At 55.4% G+C, this 13,093-nt stretch carries 11 protein-coding genes; 4 read left to right on the top strand and 7 right to left on the bottom strand.

What is annotated here, in order from left to right:
- Positions 1 to 34: 34 nt before the first annotated feature.
- Positions 35 to 1,063 (top strand): Mal regulon transcriptional regulator MalI, encoded by a 1,029-nt coding sequence (locus JGF26_RS00255; protein WP_049006298.1) that lies wholly within the window; start codon positions 35 to 37, stop codon positions 1,061 to 1,063.
- 55 nt (positions 1,064 to 1,118) lie between these two features.
- Here JGF26_RS00255 and JGF26_RS00250 read toward each other — a convergent pair whose 3' ends face one another.
- Entirely contained in the window at positions 1,119 to 2,651 is a 1,533-nt protein-coding gene (locus JGF26_RS00250; RefSeq protein WP_134707601.1) for a YdgA family protein, read from the bottom strand.
- A gap of 99 nt (positions 2,652 to 2,750) precedes the next feature.
- The gene (manA, locus tag JGF26_RS00245; protein WP_134707602.1) at positions 2,751 to 3,926 is read right to left on the bottom strand and encodes a mannose-6-phosphate isomerase; all 1,176 of its coding nucleotides are present in this window, start codon (positions 3,924 to 3,926) and stop codon (positions 2,751 to 2,753) included.
- Positions 3,927 to 4,123: 197 nt separating this feature from the next.
- Between manA and fumA the strand changes: the two genes are divergently transcribed.
- Positions 4,124 to 5,770, top strand: coding sequence for a class I fumarate hydratase FumA (fumA, locus tag JGF26_RS00240; protein WP_028017321.1), 1,647 nt, complete (start codon positions 4,124 to 4,126; stop codon positions 5,768 to 5,770).
- A 139-nt stretch (positions 5,771 to 5,909) separates the two neighbouring features.
- Entirely contained in the window at positions 5,910 to 7,304 is a 1,395-nt protein-coding gene (fumC, locus tag JGF26_RS00235; RefSeq protein WP_128347945.1) for a class II fumarate hydratase, read from the top strand.
- Here fumC and tus read toward each other — a convergent pair whose 3' ends face one another.
- The 3 genes from tus to rstA form a co-directional block, all read right to left on the bottom strand.
- On the bottom strand, positions 7,305 to 8,234 hold the full coding sequence (gene tus / locus JGF26_RS00230; RefSeq protein WP_128347944.1) for a DNA replication terminus site-binding protein: 930 nt from the start codon (positions 8,232 to 8,234) through the stop codon (positions 7,305 to 7,307).
- Positions 8,235 to 8,307: 73 nt separating this feature from the next.
- Positions 8,308 to 9,606 carry a two-component system sensor histidine kinase RstB gene (gene rstB, locus JGF26_RS00225; protein WP_028017324.1) on the bottom strand — a complete coding sequence of 433 codons (1,299 nt, stop codon included), beginning with the start codon at positions 9,604 to 9,606 and terminating at the stop codon, positions 8,308 to 8,310.
- Positions 9,607 to 9,630: 24 nt separating this feature from the next.
- A complete protein-coding gene (gene rstA, locus JGF26_RS00220) occupies positions 9,631 to 10,347 on the bottom strand; it encodes a two-component system response regulator RstA (protein ID WP_028017325.1) in 717 nt (238 codons plus the stop codon).
- 132 nt (positions 10,348 to 10,479) lie between these two features.
- Between rstA and JGF26_RS00215 the strand changes: the two genes are divergently transcribed.
- A complete protein-coding gene (locus JGF26_RS00215; RefSeq protein WP_028017326.1) occupies positions 10,480 to 10,815 on the top strand; it encodes a GlpM family protein in 336 nt (111 codons plus the stop codon).
- Here the strand turns inward: JGF26_RS00215 and folM are convergent.
- Together folM and JGF26_RS00205 are read right to left on the bottom strand one after the other, a co-directional pair.
- Positions 10,812 to 11,534 carry a dihydromonapterin reductase gene (gene folM / locus JGF26_RS00210; RefSeq protein ID WP_049006290.1) on the bottom strand — a complete coding sequence of 241 codons (723 nt, stop codon included), beginning with the start codon at positions 11,532 to 11,534 and terminating at the stop codon, positions 10,812 to 10,814. The two genes, JGF26_RS00215 and folM, sit on opposite strands and share 4 nt — an antisense overlap.
- A gap of 39 nt (positions 11,535 to 11,573) precedes the next feature.
- Positions 11,574 to 12,956 (bottom strand): amino acid permease, encoded by a 1,383-nt coding sequence (locus tag JGF26_RS00205; RefSeq protein WP_028017328.1) that lies wholly within the window; start codon positions 12,954 to 12,956, stop codon positions 11,574 to 11,576.
- Between the last annotated feature and the right edge of the window lie 137 nt (positions 12,957 to 13,093).

The raw sequence follows: 13,093 nt of genomic DNA, 5'->3' as shown, positions 1-13,093 counted from the left end.
TTACCGATCTCATTTCAGGGAGTCACGCCGACACATGGCTGTAGCGAAAAAAATCACCATCAACGATGTTGCGCTGGCGGCGGGTGTTTCCGTCAGCACCGTTTCTCTGGTGCTAAGCGGGAAAGGGCGGATCTCTCCTGCGACCGGCCAGCGGGTGAACGAGGCGGTTGAACAACTGGGCTTTGTGCGTAACCGCCAGGCATCGGCGCTGCGCGGTGGGCAAAGCGGGGTGATCGGTTTGATTGTTCGTGACCTGACGTCTCCCTTCTATGCAGAACTGACCGCAGGGTTAACCGAGGCGCTTGAAGCGCAGGGACGGATGGTCTTTCTGCTGCACGGCGGTCGTGAGGCCGATCAGCTGCTTTCCCGCCTGGATATGTTGCTTAACCAGGGGGTCGACGGGGTGATCGTCGCCGGTGCGTCAGGCGTGGGTAGCGAGCTGTGTGAACGTGCCGCCGAAAAAGGCGTGCCTTTGGTGTTTGCCTCGCGCGCCAGTTACCTGGATGAGGCTGATACGCTGCGCCCGGATAACATGCAGGCCGCACAAATGTTAACCGAACATCTTATTCGTCGCGGTCATCAGCGCATTGCCTGGCTCGGTGGCAAAAGTTCGTCCCTGACCCGGGCCGAGCGGGTAGGCGGCTACTGCGCGACGCTGATTAAATACGGCCTGCCATTCCACAGTGAATGGGTCGTTGAGTGCGAATCCAGCCAGAAGAAAGCGGCGGAAGCGATAAGCGCGTTGTTGCGCAGCAGCCCGACGATCAGCGCCGTGATTTGCTATAACGACGTGATTGCCATGGGCGCCTGGTTTGGCCTGATCCGCGCCGGGCGTCAGAGCGGCGAGGGCGGGGTAGAAACCTTCTTCGGCCATCAGGTGGCGCTCGGGGCATTTGCCGACGTCGGCGAAAACGCGCTGGACGATCTTCCAATCGTCTGGGCCACGACGCCCGCGCGGGAGATGGGCTACACGCTGGCAGACAGGATCATGCAGCGCATCGAGAATACGGATGTCCAGGCCGGGCACCAGATTGTGGCGGCGCGGTTGGTGACGGTGAAATAGACGCCTCTGCGCCACACGGCAATAAAAAACCCCTCTAGCGAGGGGTTTTCGTTGTTTACTGCTGAGGTGCAGCCGGTTCGGCTGGCGCTGCCGGTTCAGCCGGGTCCGGCATCCCCAGAGCCGGCATACCAAACATGCCGACGAAGTCTTCCAGCGGCATTTTATCGCCGTTGAGCGTGACCTGGCCGTTGGCGTACTGCAGGCTGGTGGAAATCGTGTTGTTCTCCACCTTGGTGATGCGGAACATCTGGCCCATCGCCGCCAGGCCTTTCACCTGCTGGTTCGCCAGCTTGCCGGCGTCTTCATCACCGTAGCCTTCCAGTTTCGCAATTTGGGTCATAAACTCGGTTGCCATCTCCATAGGGATGGTCAGCTTGCTGTCGAGCGATTTCACGCTGCGATCGACTTCCTGCGCCAGCGTTTGCGGTTCACCCGTGGCGGTTGCCGGATCTTTCAGGAAAAGAGACAGGTTAAAGTTGGTTTCACCTTTGCTGTTTTTCCAGCTCAGTGGCGCAACGGTTATCACCGGCTCGCCTTTCAGCAGGATCGGCAGGTTATTGAACAGCACCGCTATCGCCTGCTGCTGATATACCTCAGGGTTCTGCTGCAGTGCGGTATCGGTCAGCAGCGCCTGGCTCTCTTTGCTGTATTTCTGGCTAAACTCATGCCACGCCTGACCGTCAATATTGCCGATCTTCAGAGAGAGTTTGCCAGTGCCCAGATCCTGATTCTGCACTTTCAGGCTCTTCAGCGTGTAATCCAGCTGGGTGTTGATACTCTTACCGTCTTTGGAAACGTCGGATTTGCCGTTGACGTCCATGCCTTCCAGCACGGCCATCTCTTTTCCTTCAACCGCAATGGCAACCTTATCGAGAGACAGTTTTTGATCGCCGATACGCTCTTTAAAATCGGTCATTCGGCTATTGCCGTCGGCTTTCAGATTATTGAAGGTGAGCTGAACTTTCTGGTTGTATTCATTGACGGCATTGACCAGGCCACTTTCCGCTTCACCCGTCAGGGTGTACACGTTTCCGTCGCGGTCAGCATCAAGCTTGAAGTTACCGCCGCTGAAGGCGACTTTCTCATTCTCTTTCTCGTAGTTCAGCGCTTTCAGGGCAATATCGGAACTCGTGTCACCGGCATAGCTGATGCGGGTGTTAATCTCGAAAGGTGATTCATTCTTCGCCAGGTCGAACAGCGGTTTGGTCAGGTCGTTGTTCACCAGTACGGTGTGAACGGATGCCATCGACGGGATCAGGTTAAAGGACTTCAACTGCGCCAGAGGCAACGGACCGTGGCTGACCACTTCATCCAGCACCACACTCTGGCCCGATTTCAGCCAGCCGTTTTCAGTACCGGCAACCGGCTTCACCACAACCTGCATATGGCTGGTAAATACGCCGCGCTGATAATTCTGGTAGCTCAGCTCAAGACCTGCTTCCGGCGCGCTGCGTTTAAGCTCGCTGTTAGCCTGCGCCACCATCTCAGCCAGACGGCCTTCCAGCTGTTTCCCGGTAAACCAGGAGGCACCTGTCCAGACCACGCCTAACGCTACAATCACTCCAACCGCTACGACCGATTTTTTCATTGCGACTATCCCTAAAATGAAACCAGGCGGTAGACACCGCCCGGAGATATAAAGCCAGCAACTAGCTTAGCAAGAGTTGTTAAAAAATTCAGTAAGTCCCTATAGCTTATTAAAAACGCGCGCCAGGCGGCCTTTACCGCTAATGCTAACCGGAGATTCATTGGCCGCAACGAAAGCCGACTCGCCCGGCTTGAGCACCAGACGCTGTTCTCCCTTATGCAGCACCGCTTCGCCCTCTACGCAGAACAGGATCGCCGCGCTCTCCTGCGCGATGGTCGTTTCTGTCTGGCTCAGGTCGTGCAGTGAGAAAGCAAAATCCTCAACCGGGATAGGGAAGTCCAGCTCTGCGCCTTTTTTCACCGGCTGAGTCAGCAGCTCGCCGGCAGGTTTCGCCACGAACTTCACATTGGCAACCAGCTCAGGAATATCGATGTATTTCGGCGTCAGACCCGCGCGCAGCACGTTGTCGGAGTTGGCCATTACCTCCAGGGCGACACCCTGCAGATAGGCGTGAGGCGTTTCGGCAAACAGGAACATCGCTTCGCCCGGGTTCAGCTTCACCACGTTCAGCAGCAGCGGAGAGAACAGTCCGCTGTCGTCCGGGTAGAATTCGGAAATCAGGCGGATAGTCTCCCACGGTTCACCTTGCTGCGTGTTTAGCGCTGCTTTAAGCACCGCCAGCGCGTGCGATTTCTCTTCACCCTGCATGTTAAGCAGGCTGGCAAACAGCTGGCTCAGCGCGTCTGCGTTTTGGTTTTCGAGGAAGTGGGCGATAGCCTTGCTGGCACCCGCGACCGGTTGCAGCAGGGAAATGATCTCTGAAAACTCGCGGAACGCATTCATCGCCAGGAACGGGGTCAGCGCAAAGACCAGCTCCGGCTTATGGTTAGGATCTTTGTAGTTACGCTCGGCGGCATCTAACGGAATGCCTGCGGCGTTCTCTTTGGCGAAACCAATCTCAGAGGCTTTCTTGTTCGGGTGAACCTGAATGGAGAGCGGCTGGTCGGCGCACAGTACTTTAAACAGGAACGGCAACTCACCAAAACGGCTGGCAACCTTGTCGCCCAGCAGCGCGCCTTTATCGGCATCAATGACGTCGCGCAGAGCGCGAATCTGGCCGCTGGCATCTTCAATTTTTGAGCTGCTCTTCGGGTGCGCCCCCATCCACAGTTCTGCCATCGGCAGGTTGTTCGGGTTCGCGATACCGTAGAGATCCGTTAACGCAGTTTTACTTCCCCAGGCGTAGTTTTGCACTGAGTTAATGAGTTTTTGCATTATCAAGCCCTGATTCAAATGTGGAATTAACTCCGGGTATTAAAGCAATAAACCACGTGGAAGTAACCTGCGGATGTAAAAAGTCGTACTAGTCTCAGTTTTTGTTAAAAAATTGTGTAGGATAAGCTGACTCGCTTTTAAGCGGGCAGCGGAACATCTGCCCAAATAATCAGACTGAAGCAGTAAGTGAGAGAACAATGTCGAATAAACCCTTTCATTATCAGGATCCTTTCCCGCTGAGTAAGGATCAGACCGAGTATTACCTGTTAACCCGCGATCACGTTTCCGTCTCTGAGTTTGAAGGACAGGAGATCCTCAAGGTCGATCCGCAGGCGCTGACGCTGCTGGCGCAGCATGCGTTCCACGACGCTTCGTTTATGCTCCGTCCCGCGCATCAGCAGCAGGTTGCCGATATCCTGAGCGACCCGCAGGCCAGCGAGAACGATAAATACGTTGCCCTGCAGTTCCTGCGTAACTCAGACATCGCGGCGAAAGGTGTTCTGCCAACCTGCCAGGACACCGGCACGGCGATCATCGTCGGTAAAAAAGGCCAGCGCGTCTGGACCGGCGGCGGTGACGAAGCGGCGCTGGCGCACGGCGTCTACAACACCTACACCGAAGATAACCTGCGCTATTCGCAAAACGCGGCGCTGGATATGTACAAAGAGGTTAACACCGGTACCAACCTGCCTGCGCAGATTGACCTCTATACCGTAGACGGTGACGAGTACAAATTCCTCTGCATCGCCAAAGGCGGCGGTTCAGCCAACAAAACCTATCTTTATCAGGAAACCAAAGCGCTGCTCACCCCGGGCAAGCTGAAGAATTACCTGGTTGAGAAGATGCGCACCCTCGGCACCGCGGCGTGCCCGCCGTACCATATTGCCTTCGTGATCGGCGGTACCTCGGCTGAAAGCACGCTGAAGACCGTGAAACTGGCCTCAACGAAATACTACGATGGCCTGCCAACGGAAGGGAACGAGCACGGCCAGGCGTTCCGCGACGTGCAGCTTGAGCAAGAACTGCTGGAAGAAGCGCGTAATCTGGGCCTGGGTGCGCAGTTTGGCGGCAAATATTTTGCTCACGATGTACGCGTGATCCGTTTGCCGCGTCACGGCGCATCCTGCCCGGTCGGGATGGGCGTGTCCTGCTCTGCGGATCGCAACATCAAGGCCAAGATCAACCGCGAAGGTGTGTGGATCGAAAAACTGGAAAACAACCCAGGTAAGTACATTCCGGAAGAACTGCGTAAAGCAGGTGAGGGTGAAGCGGTTCGCGTTGATCTGAACCGTCCGATGAAAGAGATCCTGGCGCAGCTTTCACAGTATCCGGTGTCGACGCGTCTCTCCCTGAACGGCACGATTATCGTCGGACGCGACATTGCGCACGCGAAGCTGAAAGAGCGTCTGGACAACGGCGAAGGGCTGCCGCAGTACATTAAAGATCACCCGATCTACTACGCAGGCCCGGCGAAAACGCCAGAAGGTTATGCTTCCGGTTCGTTAGGCCCAACCACGGCAGGCCGTATGGACTCGTACGTTGACCAGCTGCAGGCCAACGGCGGCAGCATGATCATGCTGGCGAAAGGCAACCGCAGCCAGCAGGTGACGGACGCCTGCCACAAGCACGGCGGCTTCTACCTCGGCAGCATCGGCGGCCCGGCAGCCGTGCTGGCTCAGGGCAGCATCAAGAGCCTGGAGTGCGTGGAATACCCGGAACTGGGTATGGAAGCGATCTGGAAAATTGAGGTGGAAGATTTCCCGGCGTTTATCCTCGTGGATGACAAAGGTAACGACTTCTTCAAACAGATCCAGTCTTCCCAGTGTTCGGCGTGTGTGAAGTAAGCTAAAACTCTGCCGGGTAGCGTCAGCGCCACCCGGCATAATAAAGAGCGCACAAAGCGCCATACAGTAATTCAGAAGCCATCAATACTTATCTCTTAAGCATGTGAGCAATCCCATCTTTGTTATCAAGGAGAAAGTAATGACAACGCATCGTCGCGAAACAGATTCTATGGGCGCGATCGACGTCCCGGCCGACAAACTTTGGGGCGCACAAACCCAACGTTCGCTGGAACACTTCCGCATCTCAACTGAGAAAATGCCCGTTTCGCTGATTCAGGCGCTGGCACTGACGAAACGCGCCGCAGCCAAAGTGAATCAGGACTTAGGGTTGCTGGCTTCAGAAAAAGCCTCGGCCATCATCAGCGCGGCTGATGAGGTGCTGGCAGGCAAGCACCCTGATGAATTCCCTCTGGCCATCTGGCAGACCGGTTCCGGCACGCAAAGCAACATGAACATGAACGAAGTGCTGGCAAACCGCGCAAGCGAGCTGCTGGGCGGCGTGCGTGGTATGGAGCGTAAGGTTCACCCGAATGATGACGTGAACAAGAGCCAAAGTTCGAACGACGTGTTCCCGACGGCAATGCATGTGGCGGCGGTCATCGCTATTCGCGAGCAGCTTATCCCGCAGCTGAATGTGCTGAAAAAGACGCTAAACGAAAAAGCGCAGGCCTTCCGTGACATCGTCAAAATTGGCCGTACGCACCTGCAGGACGCCACGCCGCTGACGCTCGGCCAGGAGATTTCCGGCTGGGTCGCGATGCTGGAACATAACCTGAAGCATATTGAGTACAGCCTGCCGCATCTGGCGGAGCTGGCGCTCGGCGGGACGGCGGTCGGGACCGGGTTAAATACCCATCCTGAATACGCGGTGCGCGTGGCGGAGGAGCTGGCAAACATCACCGGGCAGCCGTTCGTTACGGCACCCAATAAGTTCGAAGCGCTGGCGACCTGCGATGCGCTGGTTCATACCCACGGCGCGCTGAAAGGGCTGGCGGCCTCGCTGATGAAAATTGCCAACGACGTACGCTGGCTGGCTTCGGGTCCGCGTTGCGGTATTGGTGAAATCAGCATCCCGGAAAACGAGCCGGGCAGCTCCATCATGCCGGGTAAAGTGAACCCGACCCAGTGCGAAGCCATGACTATGCTTTGCTGTCAGGTGATAGGCAACGACGTGGCCGTTAACATGGGAGGCGCATCCGGCAACTTCGAGCTGAACGTCTATCGTCCAATGGTGATCCACAACGTTCTGCAATCCATTCGGCTGCTGGCGGACGGGATGGAAAGCTTTAACGAGCACTGTGCGGTAGGTATTGAGCCAAACCGCGAGCGCATCAGCCAGTTGCTCAACGAGTCTTTGATGCTGGTGACGGCGCTCAATACCCATATCGGCTACGATAAAGCCGCCGAGATTGCCAAAAAAGCGCATAAAGAGGGGCTGACGCTGAAAGCCTCCGCCCTGGCGCTGGGCTACCTGACGGAGGCGGAGTTCGACGCCTGGGTTCGTCCGGAAGCGATGGTCGGCAGCCTGAAATAATCATCCCGCCACATACAGGTGCAGCCGCGGAATAATCAGCTGTAGCGGCTGCGCCTGAGGTCTGTAACGGTGCTGGATATTTTCAGCATCGTAATTCAGAAGTTCACCGATATCCGGCACGATAGCACCCTGATCCGCATCGTAAAGCGCAATCAGCGGTGTCGGACAGGCATACTGCACCTGTTTCTGTTGACCGGAATACCAGACGCGGGCGATAGGCTGGACCTTCACCGGGCGCTTTATTTTGAGGCGCGTGTCCGCCGGTAGCGAGGCGATGCTGTGATACTCCTGCTCCAGGCGTTCAATCCACTGTTCCCGCGACCACGGTGCCACGGTGCGCGGCGTCTTCAGACTTTTTTCCAGTTGCGCCAGAATCTCATCCTTGGTGAAGTTTTTAATGATGTGCTTATTGGCCCAGCCGAAGCGCAGCGTGGCGGGATGACGCAGTACCGTCAGCGTGCGGTAGGCATTCAGGGTAATCAATCCAGGAAGCTGACGATGCACCCACTCGAACCGGGCAGCAGGGGCCAGGCCTGACTCTTCGGTGATGATCTTTTCAAATGCCGCTTTCAGAGTGTTGATATACGTAATCTGACCTTCCAGCGCTTCACGCGTTGTCGCATCGGTTTGCAGGCAGATCACGCCAGGCAGACGAACAGCCGCCTTACTGCTGCGTTGTTCTGACTGCTGCTGAATAAAAAGGTGACGATAATGTTTTAGTGCCAGTTCAAATGCGGCTTTGCCGATGTGCTGTTTCACGTCGATGGTATCCAGCGGATCGTGTTCAGCCCCTTTGGCTACATCCGGTAGGGTAAAGACGCGCGCGGCCAGCAGGCGGCAGGTTTGCAAGCGTTCTGTCAGCGTAAGTAATTCATGTTCTATTTCGCGAAAGGTGCTGTTGAGCCTTTCGATGAGATCGTAAGTCGCCATAAATATACTCATTAGTTACAACATACTTATCATATAGCACAGCACGCCGGGTCAGGCCAGCGTGCGGTTTAAGTCAGGCAGGAACGGGAAGGGCGATGTTATGGTAAACCGGCCAGCTAAAGCAGAAGCGCGCGCCACCCAGTTCGCTCTCCTCGCAATGCACCGTTCCGCCCATCGCCTGTGCGATAGAGTAGACAATCGCCAGCCCCAGGCCGCATCCGCCAGTGGCGCGATCGCGGCTGGGATCGAGACGCACAAACGGTTCAAACACCGTTTCTCGCGCTTCCGGGGCTATCCCCGGCCCGTCATCCTCCACCGTCAGACGAGCCTGATTGCCCTGTAAATCCAGTCCAATCTGCAATGTGCTTTCGCTGTAACGCATGGCGTTGTTGAGCAGGTTGTCCAGCACGCGCTCCATCAGGCGCATATCCAGAGCACCATAATCACCCGAGGTAACGCGGGTCAACAGCGTGCGTTGTGGGTTCACGCTCTGGACATCATCAATGTGAGTTTGCAGCCAGTCAGGCAGATCCGGCGTGCTGAGGTTCAGCTCGTTCTGCGGGCGGTCGAGGCGCGCGTAGGTCAGCAGCTCCTCAATCAGCGCTTCAAGCTGGCCAATATCGCGATTCAGAGCCTGAGATTCCGCTTCCGTCAGATTCTCGCTCATTTCAAGACGATAGCGCAGGCGAACCAGCGGCGTCCGCAGCTCGTGTGCAATCCCGTCGATCAACTGCTTCTTACTGGCGATTAGGGCATTGATGTTATCGGCCATCTGGTTAAAGGCCACGCCCAGACGTTCAAAGCTGGAACCGCTGTCGAAGTGAATACGTTCGGTAAAATGCCCCTCGCCAAAACGCTGTGCGGCGGATTCCAGTTTCAGCATGTCCTGCCAGTGTGGTCGCATCCAGATAAAAACCGGAAACGCGAGTGAAATGGCGATAAAGGCCATCAGCGCCATATCCAGCAGACGCATCTGGTGCAGATAATAGAGGTAGGGCACCGGCCCGACGGCCAACACGTAATGGCTGCGCGGAATGCGCTGGATAAAGGTATATTTCTCATCCAGCGCGACAATGTCTCCGTCGCGCAGACGCTGCATGGCCCGCGCGTCCAGATCGAAATCTTTCAACGGCTCAATGCGTAAATCAAACGACAGGTTCAGATCCAGCTCTTTCAGGGTTTTTGCCCAGTCGTGCGGTGGGATCTCTCTCAGCTCGCTGCGCATCAGATACAGCGAGCTTTTCATCAGGTCATCCAGCGACTGCCTGCCTGCACGTTCGGCAGTGAATTTATAGACCAGCCCGACCAGCATGGTCATCACCAGGAAGCAGACAAACAGCAGAAGATAAAACTGCACAAACAGCTTTTTCATTAACGATTCCGGATGATGAAATAATCAGGTTTCCCAGGCGTGCGGGGCAAACAGGTAGCCTTTGTTACGCACGGTTTTAATGCGGTACGGCTCGGTGGCGTTATCCTGCAGCTTTTTGCGCAGGCGCGATATCGCCACATCAACGCTGCGATCCATGCCGTCATAACTTACTCCGCGCAGGTTTTTCAGCAGCGCATCGCGATCCATGATTTGCCCGGCATGTGTTGCCAGCTCCCAAAGCAGGTCAAAATCTGCTGTCGAGAGCGCAATAAGCTCGTCGGAAAGCAGTACCTGACGGTTGATCGGATCAATGGAAAGCGTACCAAAACGCATCGCTTTGTGCGGCGTCAGCGACGGAGCAGGCGCTTCGCGTTCAATGCTGGCGTGCTGGCGTAAATGAAGACGCAGGCGCGCGAGCAAAACGGCAGGCGGTGTGGTTTTCAGAATGTAGTCATTGGCACCCATCTCAAGCGACAAAATATGGTTCATATCGCTGTCCAGCGATGTGAGCAGGACAATAGGACCGTCCCAGCGGGCGCGCAGGTCGCGGCAGAGCGTCATGCCATCTTTTCCTGGCAACATGATATCCAGCAGTACCAGGTCCGGGTTTTCACGCACGACGACCTCTTCGGCGCGATCGCCACGAGGCTCAACAATGACGTCCATATCATGTTTACCCAGATAGGCGGCGATCAATTGCCCGACTTCGGGTTCGTCTTCAACATAAACAATCTTATTCATACAACGTCTGTTATCGTGAAAAATGTCAACATACACCGCAGAACCTTAACCTTCCATTAATCTTTCAAAATTAGCATCAGTTCCGTTATTCTGACTCATATTGTTACTTGATTGTTTCAGGAAAGAAAAAGTATGGGGCTGGTGATTAAAGCCGCGCTTGGGGCGCTGGTGGTGTTACTGATTGGCATTCTGGCAAAAACCAAAAATTATTATATTGCCGGGCTGATCCCACTCTTCCCGACTTTTGCGCTCATTGCGCACTATATTGTGGCCTCTGAACGGGGCACAGAAGCATTGCGAACGACCATCGTGTTTGGCATGTGGTCTATCATCCCGTATTTCCTCTACCTGTTATCGCTCTGGTATTTCACCGGTTTTCTGCGACTTCCCCTGGCGCTGAGCGGGGCAGTGGTCTGCTGGGGGCTCAGCGCCTGGGTGTTAATCTTCTTCTGGAGCCGTTTTCACTAGCGCAGTGGTCGGCCTCCGTCCACGGCAAAGGTTCTGCCGGTGACATAGCAACTGGTGAGCAGGTAATCCACAAGGTCAATCACCTCTTTTTCGCCTGGGGCGATTTTCATCAGCGACTTGTTCAGCGCCTGCTGGCGATACTCCGCATCATCGGTTTCGTTAAATAAAATCATTGCCGGAGCGATGGCATTTACCTTCACCTCGGGCGCGAGTTTGCGGGCAAACGAGCGCGTCATGTTATCCAGCGCGGCTTTACTGGCTGCATAGGCAATGTGCTTGTCGCTGCCACGCTCCACCACATAATCGGTGAAATGGATAATGTCACCCGCAGCATGCCCGTGGCCGCGCAGCAGATCCTGCAGCGCGTGATTAAGCAAATAGGGCGTATTAACGTGGATCTGTAACATGGCAGAGAGCGTTTCGCTGAGCGACGTGCCGGGCTTTTCGGCACACCAGGCACTGGCGTTATGGATAACGGCACGTAGCCCCGTCGTGGTGGACTTCACCTTATCCGCAAAGGCCAGAATGCCTTCATCGGTTGAAAAATCCGCCTGAATGCAGACAGCTCCTGCTTTCCGTAATCCTTCGACAGAGGGATATTCAGTACGATAACTGACGATGACCGGATGGCGAAGGTTGAGAAAATGATGGGCAAGGGCGAGGCCGATACGGCGGCCTCCACCGGTAATCAGTATTGGGTGAAGCTGTTCATTTCCCATCGTATTCTCCTTTACAGTTCAACAATGGGAAAGGCGATGCTATCCCATTAACATCCAGGTTGCCGGTAAAGCAGCAACCAGTAACAGTCCGATTAAGGCCATCTCGCGGCGTTTAAGTGCGTTTTCCAGCTGATGCGTGCGGCGTGCATAGATAAACACCAGCAAACCCGGTGCATATAACACTACAGACAGCAGTAAATGCATAGGCCCGGAAGCATACAACAACCACAGACCGTAAATACAGGCTCCTACACCCACAACATAGTGCGCCGGGCGTGTGGCGATTTTTAACAAATATGCGCCCACTAAGAAATAGGGTACCAGAATCATCTCGGAGGCGATGGTCAGCAGAGTGTTATAGTCAGAACCTGTGAGCCAGATCAGCACCAGACAGACCTGCACGCTGATGTTAGTCAGCCAGAGTGACGCGGACGGCGCACTGTTTTTGTTCTGACGGGCAAACAGGCGTGGAAACGCTTTGTGCGTGGAGGCCAGGAACGGGACTTCAGCGGCCATGATGGTCCAGCTCAGGTAAGCGCCACAGACGGAGATGATCAGCCCCGCAGCAATCACCACATCGCCCCAGGGACCGAGCATTTTTACCATCAGCCCTGCCATTGATGGGTTACGCATCCCGGCCAGTTCAGGGCGAGCTACCACGCCCAGAGACAGCAGCGTCACCAGCAGATAGACCCCCAGCGCGGCCAGTACGGCCAGCAGAGTTGCACGGCCCACATCGCGTTTATTGCGTGCCCGGGCGGAAACCACGACCGCGCCTTCAACACCGATAAACACCCACAGGGTAATGAGCATCGTGTTTTTCACCTGCTCCCAGACAGGTACGCCCAGCGCAACGCCGGTGAAATCGAGCTTAAATACGTCCATACGGAACGCAATAAAGGCCAGCACGATAAACAGACCAAGCGGGACCAGCTTCGCGAGGGTTGCCACAAGGTTAATACTGGCTGCTGTTTGTACACCACGTAAAACCAGCCAGTGAACGAACCACAGCAGTACCGAGGCACCCACAATAGACTGCCAGGTGTTACCATCGCCAAAGAGACGCAGCTCAGGCGTGTCGGTAAAGAAACTCAGCGCCGAGAAGACGATTACCAGATAGGAGACGTTGGCGATAACCGCGCATAACCAGTATCCCCATGCGGAGCAGAAGCCAATCAGCTCACCAAAACCTTCACGTGCATAGGTGAAAATACCGCCGTCCAGATCCGGTCGGATGCGGGTCAGCAGCAACATTGCGAACGCCAGCAGCAATATCCCAACGCCGGTGATACCCCAGCCAATGAGGAGTGCGGCTGGGCTTGCCACCGCCGCCATGTTCTGCGGTAAACTGAATACGCCCGCGCCCAGCATTGAGCTTAAAACGAGTGCAGTCAGAGCACTCAGGCCAAGTTTCTTTTCCATTGGCTTCCTGTTATGAAAAGTCCAAATCCAGAATAATTATTTCGCACAGGCGCATAAAAATGGTGGATCACACTAAGGCGCGGGATTTTACGGAGTGTAACGAAAGCATGCAATGACGTGTGGCAGAAATTCAAAAA

It is taken from the genome of Enterobacter sp. E1 (genome assembly GCF_016809815.1).
Lineage (GTDB): Bacteria > Pseudomonadota > Gammaproteobacteria > Enterobacterales > Enterobacteriaceae > Enterobacter > Enterobacter adelaidei.
The sequence above is the reverse complement of the archived record's forward strand: the minus strand, read 5'-3'. Positions and strand labels throughout refer to the sequence as shown.